This is a genomic window from Enterococcus saigonensis (assembly GCF_011397115.1).
GTDB lineage: Bacteria > Bacillota > Bacilli > Lactobacillales > Enterococcaceae > Enterococcus_C > Enterococcus_C saigonensis.
In genome coordinates, this window is record NZ_AP022822.1 from 575,564 (window position 1) to 590,078 (window position 14,515).

Annotated in this window: 11 protein-coding genes, 1 pseudogene and 1 riboswitch; of the genes and pseudogenes, 8 read left to right on the forward strand and 4 right to left on the reverse strand. The window is 36.6% G+C overall.

The annotated features are described in order from the left end of the window. The first annotated feature begins 62 nt into the window (after positions 1-62). Complete coding sequence (locus EsVE80_RS02635) at positions 63-1,088, forward strand: 3-deoxy-7-phosphoheptulonate synthase (RefSeq protein ID WP_173102348.1); 1,026 nt, start codon at positions 63-65, stop codon at positions 1,086-1,088. Between the two features lie 365 nt (positions 1,089-1,453). Next, on the forward strand, positions 1,454-3,178 hold the full coding sequence (gene yfcC / locus EsVE80_RS02640; RefSeq protein ID WP_173102349.1) for a putative basic amino acid antiporter YfcC: 1,725 nt from the start codon (positions 1,454-1,456) through the stop codon (positions 3,176-3,178). Between the two features lie 358 nt (positions 3,179-3,536). On the opposite strand, the pseudogene EsVE80_RS02645 reads toward yfcC, so the two are convergent. Next, positions 3,537-4,388 (reverse strand): annotated as a pseudogene (locus EsVE80_RS02645) (metallophosphoesterase); the annotation flags it as partial. A gap of 195 nt (positions 4,389-4,583) precedes the next feature. Continuing rightward, on the reverse strand, positions 4,584-5,174 hold the full coding sequence (locus EsVE80_RS02650; RefSeq protein WP_173102351.1) for a hypothetical protein: 591 nt from the start codon (positions 5,172-5,174) through the stop codon (positions 4,584-4,586). A 422-nt stretch (positions 5,175-5,596) separates the two neighbouring features. Here EsVE80_RS02650 and EsVE80_RS02655 point away from each other — a divergent pair, with 422 nt between their 5' ends. The 6 genes from EsVE80_RS02655 (at position 5,597) to EsVE80_RS02680 (ending at position 10,939) form a co-directional block, all read left to right on the forward strand. Beyond that, positions 5,597-6,367 (forward strand): TatD family hydrolase, encoded by a 771-nt coding sequence (locus EsVE80_RS02655; RefSeq protein WP_173102352.1) that lies wholly within the window; start codon positions 5,597-5,599, stop codon positions 6,365-6,367. Then, positions 6,364-6,957 (forward strand): ribonuclease M5, encoded by a 594-nt coding sequence (gene rnmV, locus EsVE80_RS02660; protein ID WP_173102353.1) that lies wholly within the window; start codon positions 6,364-6,366, stop codon positions 6,955-6,957. The genes EsVE80_RS02655 and rnmV overlap by 4 nt, the downstream gene beginning before the upstream one ends. Then, positions 6,941-7,828 carry a 16S rRNA (adenine(1518)-N(6)/adenine(1519)-N(6))-dimethyltransferase RsmA gene (gene rsmA, locus EsVE80_RS02665; RefSeq protein ID WP_173102354.1) on the forward strand — a complete coding sequence of 296 codons (888 nt, stop codon included), beginning with the start codon at positions 6,941-6,943 and terminating at the stop codon, positions 7,826-7,828. Before rnmV ends, rsmA begins: the two co-directional genes overlap by 17 nt. Before the next feature lie 202 nt (positions 7,829-8,030). After that, on the forward strand, positions 8,031-8,660 hold the full coding sequence (locus EsVE80_RS02670; protein ID WP_173102355.1) for a hypothetical protein: 630 nt from the start codon (positions 8,031-8,033) through the stop codon (positions 8,658-8,660). Positions 8,661-8,928: 268 nt separating this feature from the next. Further along, a riboswitch (THF riboswitch) is annotated at positions 8,929-9,030 on the forward strand. Between the two features lie 39 nt (positions 9,031-9,069). After that, positions 9,070-9,597 carry a folate family ECF transporter S component gene (locus EsVE80_RS02675; RefSeq protein ID WP_173102356.1) on the forward strand — a complete coding sequence of 176 codons (528 nt, stop codon included), beginning with the start codon at positions 9,070-9,072 and terminating at the stop codon, positions 9,595-9,597. A gap of 169 nt (positions 9,598-9,766) precedes the next feature. Further along, positions 9,767-10,939, forward strand: a complete 1,173-nt coding sequence (locus EsVE80_RS02680; RefSeq protein ID WP_173102357.1) for a glycoside hydrolase family 3 protein — start codon at positions 9,767-9,769, stop codon at positions 10,937-10,939. Positions 10,940-11,005: 66 nt separating this feature from the next. On the opposite strand, the gene EsVE80_RS02685 is transcribed toward EsVE80_RS02680, so the two are convergent. Both EsVE80_RS02685 and EsVE80_RS02690 read right to left on the reverse strand, forming a co-directional pair. Beyond that, a complete protein-coding gene (locus EsVE80_RS02685; protein ID WP_173102358.1) occupies positions 11,006-12,763 on the reverse strand; it encodes an ABC transporter ATP-binding protein in 1,758 nt (585 codons plus the stop codon). Further along, on the reverse strand, positions 12,760-14,508 hold the full coding sequence (locus EsVE80_RS02690) for an ABC transporter ATP-binding protein (protein WP_173102359.1): 1,749 nt from the start codon (positions 14,506-14,508) through the stop codon (positions 12,760-12,762). Before EsVE80_RS02690 ends, EsVE80_RS02685 begins: the two co-directional genes overlap by 4 nt. Between the last annotated feature and the right edge of the window lie 7 nt (positions 14,509-14,515).

Here is a 14,515-nt window from a genome sequence, read left to right on the forward strand (position 1 = left end):
TCTTAGGAAAGGACGGGGTCTTTTTCTTTGTCGTAAATTTAAAAATAAAGGAGTAAAAGGGTATGTTCAAAGCAATCAGCAAAAAAATTAATGCAGAATCAGTTAAATCATTAGCAAAATTAACAGAAGAACAGGCTGCACAAAAAAAGGCACGAGATTTGGAATTGGAAAAAATCATCACAGGAGAAGATGAACGCATGTTGTTAATTATTGGTCCATGTTCTGCCCATGAGGAAGAGGCAGTAATGGAATATGCTCATCGTTTAGCTAAATTACAAGCTGAGGTTTGTGATAAAGTATTTATGGTACCACGTATTTATACCAACAAGCCTCGTACAAATGGTGACGGCTATAAAGGACTTTTACACCAACAAAATCCAAATGGAGAAAGCAATTTGATTCGTGGGATTGTTTCCGTGCGTAAATTACACAAACGTGTTTTAACGGAAACAGGTTTAACAACGGCAGATGAAATGCTTTATCCTGAAAATTTAGAATTTGTTGAAGACTTAGTAAGTTATATTGCAGTAGGTGCACGTTCTGTAGAAGACCAACAACATCGTTTTGTAGCCAGTGGTATTGATCAGCCAACTGGAATGAAAAACCCGACTAGCGGGAATCTGACAGTCCTATTTAATTCCTTGTATGCTGCCCAACAAAAACAAGAGTTCATTTATAATGGTGCTGAAGTAGAATCTTCTTCCAATCCATTAGCACACGTTGTTTTACGTGGTGGATTAAATGAGGTGGGAAAAAATATGCCAAATTATCACTATGAAGATTTAATTGAAGTCACCAACCGTTATGCAGCGGGAAATTTCAAAAATCCGTTTGTAGTGGTAGATACTAACCATGATAATTCAGGAAAACAATATTTAGAACAAATTCGAATTGTCAAAGAAACATTGGAAAATCGCAATTACAACGAAAAAATTAGAAAAATGGTGCGCGGCTTCATGATTGAAAGTTTTATTGAAGATGGCCGCCAAGAACCAGACGGGACGGTCTTTGGGCAATCTATTACTGATCCATGTCTGGGCTGGGATAAAACAGAAGATTTGGTTCGGTATATAGCAAAACACGCCTAAGAATAAAAATGGATTCTCGTCATGGGAAATAAAATAACTCAAGATAATTTATCTTGGCTTATTCTTTTGCTAAAAAACATCCCAATTATTACGATAGCACTTTCAAGATTATTTTATCCTAAAAATTTATTGTGAATAAGATAACCCCAATGAATGAATAAAGAGAAAGCTAACTATGATTGTTAGCGGTAATAATTTGAATATTGAGAAAATAATAACTTTTAAAATCGCATAGTACTAGGTTATTGGTGTAAAAGGAATTTCAATAATTATTCAGCTTATCTAAAAAAAATTACAAAAGAAACGTATGATTTTTGACTAGAATAACTTATAATATTGTTATCGTATAAAGAGAGGATAGAGATATGAAGAACAAGAAAAAACGTGATTTAACAAAAATGCGTACGCCCCATACTTATGTCATTATTTTTATGGTTGTTATCGCGGCGTGGCTGTTGACGTTTATTGTGCCAGCAGGTAAATTTTCCACCACTGAAGTTGAGTACAAAGACGCTAATGGCGAAGTAGCAACACGGACAGTCTTGGAACAAGACACCTTCCGTTATGATTACCCCTTGAATAAAGAGTTTGTTTTTGACAAACTGGAGGATTTAGCAGGTAATCAAACAGAGTTAGATGAGTTAGATGTTGCCAAAGAAGACGTTGAAGGTGTTATTAAAGAAGGTGAAAGTAAACTTTCACAAGAAACACTAGACGGCATTAATCTGACAGATGATGCGCTGTATAAATTATATGGTGACAAAATTTACGATAAGTCAGAAAAGCTACACAAAACCGCTAAGATTTGGGGAACTGATGATTTTAATGGTTTTGGTTTCTTGAATTTTGTTTTTGAAGGTTTAGTTTCTGGTGATAAGTATGGTTCAGCCGTTGGGATTGTTGCTTTAATTCTAGTTGTTGGTGGTGCTTTTGGGATTATTATGCGCACCGGAGCAATCGATGCAGGAATTTTTGCTTTTATTTCCAAAACACGTGGCTTGGAACGACTAGCAATTCCATTGCTGTTTTTTGCCTTTTCTTTTGGTGGTGCAACTTTTGGAATGGCCGAAGAGGTTATTCCGTTTTCAATGGTGATGGTACCTTTTGTCATAGCGTTGGGTTATGACTCGATTGTTGCGGTTACGGTAACCTATGTTGCTTCCCAGGTGGGGAACGCGGCTTCTTGGATGAGTCCTTTTAGTGTGGCAGTAGCGCAAGGAATTGCTGGCATCCCAGTCTTATCCGGCGCAACTTTCCGTTTAATTATGTGGTTTGTTATTACGGCGCTTTCTGCGTTATACTTATCACTTTATGCAGAACGTATTCGTAAAAATCCAATGAAATCAGAAGTTTATGAATCTGATGCGCATTTCCGTGATCAAATTCAAAAAACAAATGAGGAAAAGAAACCTTTCTTATTAGGGCACAAATTAATTTTATTGGAAATGTTAGTCGTATTAATTTGGATCGTTTGGGGTGTAACGCAGCAAGGCTATTATATTCCTGAAATTGCATCTCAATTCTTTGTAATGGGCTTAGTGGCCGGTATTATTGCAGTATTATTTAAACTTGATGAAATGGGTTGGAATGATATTGCCAAAAGTTTCCAAAGCGGTGCTGCCGATTTAGCCGGAACGGCGATTGTTGTTGGTATGGCAAAAGGAATTTTACTTGTTTTAGGTGGTTCAGATGCGAATATGCCATCTGCCTTAAACACGATGTTGCATAGTGTTGGTGGTTTATTAAGTGGAGTACCAGCAATGGTTGGTGCTTGGGCAATGTATGTTTTCCAAAGTTTATTCAATTTGGTTGTTACTTCAAACTCTGGACAAGCAGCTTTAACAATGCCAATTATGGCGCCACTTGCTGACCTTGTAGGTGTTTCTCGCCAAGTTGCAGTTTTGGCTTACCAATTAGGGGCAGGATTTGTCGATGCGTTTACACCAGTTTCAGCAAGCTTAATCGGTGTTTTAGGTGTTGCACATATCGAGTGGGCAAAATGGGCGAAGTTCCAAATCAAGATGCAAGGTTTCTTCTTTGTCCTGGGTTCTATCTTTATCATTATTGCCATTGCCGTAGGGCTTCAATAAATTTTATTTAACTTTCTCTTTTTAGAGAAAGTTTTTTTTAGGAGCTTTTTGATTTTTTATAATGGAACAAAAAGAACGACTTTCAAAATGTGATTTTTGAAAGTCGTTCTTTTATTTAGATAATTTTTTTATTTTTATAGCGACGACGGAATAAATTGATATCTACAATCTTATCTGTCTTATCCTCAGGTTTATCCTCGGGATTAGCATTTGGATTTGTAGGTATATCAGTGGGTGTTTGGGGAACAGCCTTCCGATCAGGTGCAATATATTCATTTCTAGTTTCTTCTGGTGTTCCTTCATTTTTTTCAACTGTAATTTGTTTTTCAAAATTAAAATTACCATCAAAATTTTCAAAGATTTGACGTTTGTTTGAAAGATGGTAATAAATTATTTCTGGTGGTACACCAAAACGGGCTGGGATCATCGTCATGCCGACACCTGTATTAACAGATAAAATCGTATTCTTTGTTGGTAAATATAAACTGTCCGTATAACGCTTAGCGCCTTGTGTTTTGATATATAAGTAAGGGAGACGTATTTGCCCACCATGGCTGTGTCCGGATAAAACCAAGTCATATTGGTCTAAACTATGAATTGCTTCAATTTGATCAGGCTGATGGGCTAATAAAATGTGCCATTCAGCTAAAGTTGATTCGAAGTTATAGCTGGGACTACCACCACTTAGATCATCAATTCCGACAATATTCATTGAAATTTTAGCATCAGAGCCAAAAACCTCTTCATTAACTAAAGTAGTAAAACCAGCTTCTTTTAATACTTCTTTAACGAAGTACTGGCCACCATGTTTATAATCGTGATTGCCTAACACAGCGATTTTTCCCATTGGCGCTTTAAGTCGTTTTAATTTTTCAATTAAACGATCTGTTTGTTTTTTTGGCCAATGTTTATAATCATCAATCAAATCACCAGTAAAAACGATAATATCTGGTTGCATTTCCATGATAGAACGAATAATTTTGTTCAATCTACGGGGTTTGGACCAACGAGAGAAATGCAAATCACTAATATGGGCAATTGTAACATCGCCTTCTTGGGTAAACATATCATAGGCATCTGAAATATCCAATACGCGTTGCTTGTTTTTACGAATCAAGTAATGCCGTTGCTTGAGCCGACTAGGTTCGATAAAAAATGCATAGACTGAAAATGCTAATAAAATAGCGATAACACCTAGAATGAACTGCATGAAACGGCCTCCTTTAAAATTCTGCTAACTAGTATAGAATATAAGATTGTTTGGGAAAAAGCAATCGAACATCAGATAAGATTTTGCTAAATTTAGATGAAAATTATTTCGTTTTTATTACAAATAAAATAAACGTCGCCTGGATATTGACAGGTAACGTTTAAAACGGCTGTTTCTAGTTGAATTGCGTTTATTTTAAAGTTTTTTTGAAGAATTATGACGCAAACGACTGTTCTTTTTTGGGATAATAAATAACAGCAGTTCATAAGGCATTGCGATAAGGAACCACAGGAGCGAGAGGCTTGTGAAACCTTTGCGATAGAATTTTTGTAAAATGAAGTGAAAAGCAATCACACCGATTAGAAGCAGCACATTTTTTAACCAAAAAGGATCGCTTGAGCTGAATTTCAAAAGCAAAGTCGATAGGAGTGGTACGCCGTAAAAGAAAAAGGCAGTGAGATTTAGCTGCCAATTACGTTTTAATTCCAGCAGAGATAAGACAAACAAAAGTGCAGATAAGATGATACCAATTGGTGGAAATAAACTGGTTAGGAAAAGATAAATTGAACTGTATAAAATCATCATAGGGCCTTTGACTACAGCAGCAAAGGTGATAAAGATGAAGATGAGTAGCAATTGGCCGGTAAAGCTGAATTTTAGCATAAGGCCAAATAAAGCTAAAATAGCAAAGTGTCCCCAAGTCACAATTTGATCTTTCGTAGTTTGAGAATATTTTTGACGCAAGTATTGTGCAAATTGCGGGTATTTGTGATTAAAATTCTCCATATTTTAACTCCTTTTTGTAATAAAAAATTTGGGACTAATAAAAGATAAGTAAGACGCTAAAGCGGGCAAAGAACTAACGACTTTCCTTCTTGTAAAGAAAATTCGTTATCCTACTAGATTTTGAGTAAAAAAACTACTTTAATTATAAAGAAAAACGAGAAACTTAAATCAGACTTAGGGCGGATTTTGCAACGTTAAGAGATTGGGTTTTAAAAGATTAGAGCAGGCTAACAACTAAATTTTTACAAAAGTTATTTTTTTATAGGGGCTTTACTTTAGAGACAAACGTTTTTGTGCTAAAGTTACTAATGAAATGAAAGTGAGTAGCGATAGTTTTATACTGTGGATTATCGTGTTATGATGGAGCTGTTTGTCCTCATTTAAATTAAACAAAAGATAAATTAATTAAGGAAGTGAATCTGGTGATTTTTGATTCCCATACACATTTGAACGCGGAGCAATTTAATGAAGATATTCCCGAAACTATTCAACGGGCGAAAGAACTTGGTGTAACGGAGATGGCTGTGGTCGGTTTTGACACGCCGACAATTGAAAAAAGTTTAGCTTTAAGTCAAGAATATGCCAATATTTATAGTATTATTGGCTGGCATCCAACCGAAGCAGGTAGCTATACAAAAGAGATCGAAATTCAACTGCAAGAACAATTGACAATGCCTAAAGTAGTAGCCTTAGGTGAAATTGGTTTGGACTATTATTGGATGGAAGATCCAAAAGAAGTACAAGAAAAAATTTTCCGTCGCCAAATTGCGATTGCAAAAGAAATGCATTTGCCTGTTAGTATTCATACCCGTGACGCGCTAGAAGATACGTACCGTATTTTAAAAGACGAGAAGATAGCAGAGATTGGCGGAATTATGCATAGCTTTAGTGGTAGTAGTGAATGGGCAAAACGCTTCTTAGATCTTGGTATGCATCTATCTTTTAGCGGCGTTGTGACTTTTAAAAAAGCACTAGATGTACAAGAGGCAGCGACGATTGTTCCTCTTGAGCGTCTTTTAGTGGAAACAGATGCGCCTTTTCTAGCACCAGTTCCTTATCGTGGTAAACGTAATGAACCAGGCTATACGCGCTATGTGGTAGAGAAAATTGCAGAATTACGTCAAATACCTTTTGAAAAAGTAGCAGCTATTACCCGGGAAAATGCCCATCGTTTGTTTGAGATTGCCCAATGAATAAGCCGGTAATTGAAGAGATTATTGTCGTTGAAGGAAAAGACGATACAAGAAGGCTGCAAGAAGTTGTTAAAGCAGATACCATTGAAACAATTGGTTCAGCAATTAACGATGATATTTTAGCTCAAATTGAACATGCTTATAACACGCGAGGTGTCATTATTTTTACGGACCCAGATTTTTCTGGAGAAAAAATCCGGAAAATAATTATGGAAGTTGTACCTGGGGCAAAACATGCCTTTTTACCTCGTAAGGAAGCTACCCCTAATCGTAGTCATGGTTCTCTAGGCGTAGAACATGCTAGTGATGATGCAATTTTAGAAGCTTTACGAAAAGTTGTGACACCGGTAGATACGAATGAGGAAATTCCTTTAATCAGTAGACAAAGCTTAATAGACTATGGTTTAATAGCGGGAGCTTCTGCCAAACTATTACGGGAAAAACTCGGCGATAAATTGAAAATTGGGTACACTAACAGTAAACAGTTGACCAAGAGATTAGCAATGTTTCGTATCACGCCCGAAGAATTAAAGACAGCGATGCAGGAAATCAAAAAAGAGTTGGAGGACGACCTTGAAAGACACACGTGATATTGCCACACCTTCAAAAACCAAAGAAATTTTACAAAAGCATGGGTTTACCTTTAAAAAAAGTTTAGGCCAGAATTTTTTAACAGAACCCAATGTTTTAAGAAAAATTGTTGCTACAGCTGAAATTGATGAACAGACGAATGTCATTGAAGTAGGTCCGGGAATTGGTGCCTTAACAGAACAATTAGCAAAATCTGCCAAAGAAGTTTTAGCTTTTGAAATTGATGATCGCCTAATTTCCGTCTTAGCAGATACATTGCATGACTATCAAAATGTCAAAGTGATTCATCAAGATGTTTTAAAAGCAGATTTGCTGAAATTAACGACAGAAAACTTTACTGATAATAGTCTTCCATTAAAAGTTGTGGCAAATTTACCTTATTACATTACAACGCCAATTATGATGCATTTTTTGGAAAGTGATTTACCAGTAGCTGAAATGGTTGTAATGATGCAAAAAGAGGTAGCTGATCGTATCTCGGCTGTACCAGGGACCAAAGCATATGGTTCTTTATCAATTGCTGTGCAATACTTTATGGAAGCGAAATTAGCGTTCATCGTTCCAAAAACAGTTTTTGTGCCTCAACCGAATGTTGATTCGGCTATTTTGAAATTAACTCGTCGTAATCAACCAGCTGTGAAAGTTGTAGATGAGAGAGAATTCTTTAAATTAACCAAAGCAGCTTTTCAATTACGGCGGAAAACACTTTGGAATAATTTACTTCATGCTTATGGAAAAGATGAAGAAACTAAAACTTGGCTGCTACAAAGCTTAGAACGAGCTGCCATTGACCCGAAACGACGGGGAGAGACATTATCCTTGGCTGAATTTGCTGCTTTGAGTAATGCGATGTTGACAATTAAAAAGTAGAAGATGAAAAAGCCTTTCGCTATTTGGTGCGAAAGGTTTTTTTATTCATCAATAGTTTAATGAAATATTTCAGTATTCTTTCGTGAAAGAAATCAATATGTCTTGACACATTGGCTGATTACCAATAAAATAGAAAAGAATTAAGTGTCTTGACACTTAAATTAAGATTAAACTAAACGTTGTATTTTTCAAGGAGGAAAAAATGAGAAATAATTCTGTGCGTCATCTAACTATTGCAGCACTATTAATTGGCTTGGGAATCATGATTCCGATGGTTATGCCCAAAATTGTAATTGGACCAGCATCTTTTACCTTAGCAAGTCATGTGCCATTATTTATTGCAATGTTTTTTTCGCCAGCAGTGGCTATTGCTGTTTCATTAGGGACAACTTTTGGTTTTTTAGTTTCGGGATTACCAGTTATTATTGCGTTGCGTGCGTTAACTCATGTCATTTTTGCAACAATTGGGGCACTTTATCTGCAAAAAAATCCGCAAATCGTATTACAAAATGGACAATTTACTTTAGCCAATGTTCGTTTTCAAATATACAATGTCATATTGGGGTTGATTCATGCAGCTGCAGAAGTAGTCGTTGTGCTTGCTTTTAACATGATTAATCTTGGTACACCAGGAACTTATGATGGCGGTGTCTTTTATTTCTATTTTGTCTTGTTAGGCTTTGGCGGTGTGGTGCATAGTTTAGTGGACTACAATATCGCGTATTTTGTAGCAGGAACACTAAGTAAACACTTTGATATTCCTATATTTACAAAGGCGTTGAAATTACAAAAAAGCGTTATGAGTAATGTGAAAAGTGCGCTAACAAAATAATCACTTTTTCCTGTCATAAATTTATGGCAGGATTTTTTTTCAAAAAAGCAGAAAGAAAAATTATGACATTTTAGATGGGGACTTATCTAAAAGTAATTAATGGAAATGAATAGAATTTTAACGTCAAACGTGAGAGCAATTTATTTTTGGTGTAAGCACTTAGAATCTTAACGTTCGTTACAAATTTTTAAGACCTAAAGTGTGATTAGCTTGTTGTAGCAATAGATTCGTGCTATATTTTAGGCGGGGTTTTTATAGCCTCAAATATGACAGAGTAGGAAATAAAGCGTTAAGTGTCTGAGGGATGGGATGTTGCCCTTAGGACGAAGAATTGCATGCAATTCGCGGTTTTATTTTCGCATTCGCTGCATTATTTTATGCGGCAGCTCTATTAAGGAGATGCTGAGTTATGAAAAGAAAAGTCGACGCTTACATGATTGCGGTCATGGCAATGTTGATTGCTTTGATGGTTGTTTTGTCGCAGGTTTTCGGGTTTGAAACCCAATTGCTAAAAATCACTTTTAGTTTTGTACCTGAAGTGGTGATGGCAACTTTGTTTGGTCCTTTTTGGACTGGAGTCGGTGCAGTGGTTGCAGATGTGATTGGCAATACTTTGTTAGCAAAAGCACCATTTTTTATCGGCTTTACGTTTAATGCCTTCTTAGGTGGACTAATTTATGGTTTTTTCTTTTACAAAAAAGAAATTACATGGAAAAATTCTTTCTTGTGTGTGCTAGTAAACACTGTAGTTTTTAGCTTTTGCTTAACACCACTGTGGTTATCATTAATGTATGGTATTGATTTGACCAATGCAGGTTTATGGACGACACGCTTGATTAAGGCCGCCATCATGATTCCTTTAGAAACAATGATTATTTATATAGTAGGACGCGCTTTACCGTATCGACGTCTTGCAAAAAGACTTCATTCGAATTAAACAAATACCCGTCCTTCATCCCAGGGCGAAAAAAACCGTAGGACTTGTCTTCAGACAACTCCTACGGTTTTTTTGATGGAAAACAAAAGCGGTATTTCCATGCTTTACAGTTACTCATGTTAGAATAAAGTAGAGAGTAAAAGTAATGGAATTGTTTTAAGGAGGAAAAATGAAAAATTTTTTGATTATTCTTTTGACTGCAATTATTTTAGTTTTAGGAAGCTTTTTTATTTTAAATTTATTTTTTGATTTTACGGGTAAGCAAGAAAATGAAAAAAATACAGCTTCTTCTAAAACAGTAATAAAAGAAATGCCAACTTCTAACAGTGAAGAAGTGGATCATAGTGTAAAAGAAAAGCTGAAAAATATGAGTTTAGAAGAAAAGGTCGGACAATTATTTTTTGTTCGGGTACCAGAACAAAATCAAGTACAAGATATTGAAACATACCATTTAGGTGGTTATGTGCTCTTTGGGCGTGACATGGAGAATGAAACAAAGGAGAGTTTGATTGAAAAGATAAAAAGTTACCAAGATGCTAGTGATATTCCTTTACTAATTGGCTCTGATGAAGAAGGAGGCACAGTCACACGTCTTAGTCAAAATGCCAATTTAATCACAGCCCCCTTTGCTTCCCCACAAGCATTATACGAAGCGGGCGGTTTTGCAGCGATTAAGTCCGATACTATTAGTAAAGCAAAAATTCTCCACGAATTTGGCATTAACGCAGGATTATTTCCTATCGCAGATGTTGCAACAGATCCTAATGCCTTTATTTACGATCGTACGATTGGTTTAGATGAAGAGGAAACCAGTGAATATGTCACTACAGTTGTAAAAGCATTGGCAGCAGAAAAAAGTGGCTCTACCTTAAAACATTTCCCAGGATATGGAAATAATCGGGATTCTCATGTTGAAATTGTACATGATACCCGGAGTTTGCAAGAATTACGCCAAACCGACTTTAAACCATTTAAAGCGGGAATTAAAGCAGGAGCAGACAGTATTTTAGTATCACATAATATTATTACGCACATTGATCAGACAAAACCTGCCTCTATTTCTAAACCGGTACATGATGTATTACGAAATGAATTAGGATTTAAAGGTGTGATTATGACAGATGATATGGATATGGCGGGCTTAGCTGATTTTATTTCTCAAGCAGAGGCAGGCTTAGCTGCCTTACAAGCAGGAAATGATTTGATTATGTCTTCTAGTTACCAGGTGCAAATTCCGACTATTTTAGCAGCGATAAAAGCAGGTAAATATGCGGAATCTGACTTAGATACAGCAGTTGTACGTGTTTTAACATGGAAAAAAGAGTTGGGTCTATTGAACTAAATAAAAAAATTGGCGCACATGCAGCTTTAGATTTGATTGCATGCGTGCCAACTTTTTTTATTTAGATTAAGATTGCTCGAATTGTGCTTGGTAAAGTTCAGCGTAATATCCTTTTTGGGCTAATAAACTTTCGTGGCTACCTTGTTCCACAATTTCGCCTTGATCCATGACGAGAATTTTATCAGCAGCTTGAATCGTGGCTAAGCGATGAGCGATAACAAAGCTCGTTTTTCCTTTCATCATGGCTAAAAACGCTGCCTGTATTTTTTGCTCGGTGAGAGTATCAACAGAGCTAGTAGCCTCATCTAGGATTAGTAAATGAGGTTCAGAGATCATGGTACGGGCAATTGTCAATAATTGACGTTGTCCGTCTGATATTTTGATACCACTGGCTCCAATGAAGGTATCTAATTTTTGTGGAAGACGTTGCACGTAATCATACATATAGGTTTTTTGTAAGGCTTCATAAATTACGGCGTCAGTTGCATGGGGGTTACCATAAGTAAGGTTTTCCCGCAAGCTGGCGTCAAAAAGCCAAGTATCTTGTAATACCATTCCAAAACTTTGACGTAAACTATCGCGACTGATCTGACGAATATCGTGGCCGTCTAAAGTAATCATTCCAGCATCAACTTCATAAAAACGCATCAATAAATTGACTAATGTTGATTTTCCAGCACCGGTTTTTCCTACAATCGCAATTGTCTCGCCAGGATTGGCCGTAAAATTGAAATCATGAATTAAGTGTTGGTCTGCTGTATAGCTAAAGTCAACATGGGAAAAGACAACTGCACCTTTAACTGTTGTTAAGGTGATGGCGTCTGGCGCATCAGGTGTTTCGATTTTTTGATCTAAAATTTCAAAGGTTCGAATTAAGCCGGCAATGGCTGTTTGAATTTGCGTCGTTATACCAGAAAGTTCAATAAAAGGTTTGGTAAATTGACTGGCATAAATGGTGAAACTAGAAATGATGCCAATTGTCACCAATTCACTTCCATTTAAAACTAATAGTCCGCCGACAAATCCAACGGCTAAATAGGCCAAATGATCAACAAATCGGGACATGGGATTGGTTAAAGAGGAAGAGAATTGCGCCTTTTGTCCCCGTACGTTTAATTCCTGATTGATAGTTTCAAATTTTACTTGGTTTACATCTTCTTGTTGGAAAGCTTTGACGATTTTTTGATTGCCTACCATTTCTGTGACAAAGCCAGATATTTCGCCGACAATTTCTTGTTGACGTGCAAAATTAGCTTGAGATTGTGAGGCTACTAACCAACTCACAAGAAAAATGATGGGCGTTGCCACTAAAACCACGAAAGTCAGGACAACACTTAAACGCAGCATGACTACAAATGCAATTAACACGATAGAAACACCAGAAAATACTTGGTTAAAAACAGCGGCGACAGCAATTGCAATGTTATCCATATCATTGGTAAAACGACTAACGATATTTCCATGGGGCGTTTGATCATAATAACTTAATGGTAATTTATTTAAATGTGTAAAAGCATCTTTGCGTAGTTGGCCGGCTGCAAAATAAGCAATTTTATTTGATAAGCGTTGGATGAACAACTGACTAAAAACTGTTAGTAAAACAACACTTGCAAAGAGTAACAAAATATGGTTTAAATTAGCAAAATTGACTTGTTTTTTTCCTAACATTTGATCGACTGCTTGTCCGATTTGATAGGTGATAAAAACACTTGCGCCTCCTGCGATGATGCCTAAAAAGATGGCCGCCCAAATTTCTTTTTTAAAGGATAACAAGTAAGGATTAAACCGTCTTAAAACGGACCAGTCGATTTTTTTTGACTTCATAATGAGACCTCCTCTTGTGAGTGCACAATTGCTTGATATTGGGGTGAAGTAGCAAGTAATTGTTCATGAGTTCCTAAACCAACTTGTTTTCCAGCGTCTAGCACTAAAATTTGTTGCGCTTCTTGAATGGAACGGACACGTTGCGAAATAATAATAAGCGTTCCATTTAATTCTCTTTGCAAGGCTTGGCGTAATTCTAAGTCGGTTTTGTAATCTAAGGCACTCAGAGAATCGTCCAAAATCAAAATACGAGGATTCGAAATTACCGCTCGCGCAATTGTTAGGCGTTGTTTTTGCCCACCAGAAAAGTTTTTACCCCCTTCAAAAATAGGAGTTTCCAATCCCTTAGGTAAAGCTGCGACAAAATCTTTGGCTTGGGCTAATTCAAGAGCTGCCCAACATTGTGCATCTGTCGCATCTTTTTTACCCCATTGGAGATTTTCTTTAATTGTGCCACTAAATAAGACCGCAGTTTGCGGTACCATTGCAATTTCAGCACGTAATTTTGTTAGAGGCCAATTTCTTACATCCAGATTATCTACGGACACACTGCCACAGGTAACATCATAAAAGCGTGGAATGAGTTGAGATAAAGTGGACTTACCGCTTCCAGTCGGACCAATGATACCTAGAGTACTACCAGGGGCAACAGTAAAATTAATATCTTTTAACACGAGACCAAATTGAGGAGCAAAACGAAAATCAACATTTTGAAATGCAATTGCGCCTTGGTGTTTAGCAGTTTTTATCAGACTCAATTTTTCTGTGTTTACTCTAACACGCTCAGTTGTATTTGGAATACTTGGTGTTGTTTGCAAGACTTCATTTACGCGGTTAGCAGAAGCGGCAGCACGGGTAAAAATGATAACTAAATTGGAAACGACAATTAATGCCAGCAACATTTGATTCATATAATTTACTAAAGCTAAAATTTGCCCCTGAGCTAAATGTCCTGTATTTACTTTAAAGCCGCCTAAGTAAAAAAGAGCAAGTATGCCGATATTCATAATGAACGTTGTAGCTGGTGTTAAAAGAGCAGAAATATTTGTAACACGTTCATAAATGGTCGATAAATCATCTGTGCGTTTGGCAAAATGATTTATTTCTGTTTTACGGCGGGAAAACGCACGAATAACGCGGACGCCACTTAAATTTTGACTCACGAGTTCGTTTATAATATCCAATTTTTGCTGTACTTTTTGGTAGAGAGGGACCGTTGTCTTAATGATAAAAAATAAAATGAGACAAAACAACGGCAAGGTGATTAAAAAGACGATTCCTGCTTGCCAGTCAATGGTAAAGGCCATAATAACAGCTCCGATACTTAAAAAAGGGGCTCTGACAACTAAACGAATTAACATTGCAAGTGCTAGCTGTAATTGATTGATGTCACTTGTCATGCGTGTAATTAAAGTATCTGTCCCAAAAAGATTTAATTCAGCATGCGAAAAGCTATTAATCTTTTTCATTACTTGATTTCGAAGTTCTGTCCCAAAATTCTGGGAAGCAATAGAAGCATAATATTGACAGATGATGGCACATAACAGCCCAATGATAGACATACATATCATCCAACCAGTCATTTGCCAAACGACGTGGTGATTATTTTGGCGAATACCTTGGTCCACTAATTGGGCCATTAAAAGCGGGAGGATTAATTCAAAAACGGCTTCCAAAAACTTGAAAAAAGGTCCTAGAATAATTTGTTTGCGATATTTTTTTGCATACACCAATAATTGAAACATTTAAAAA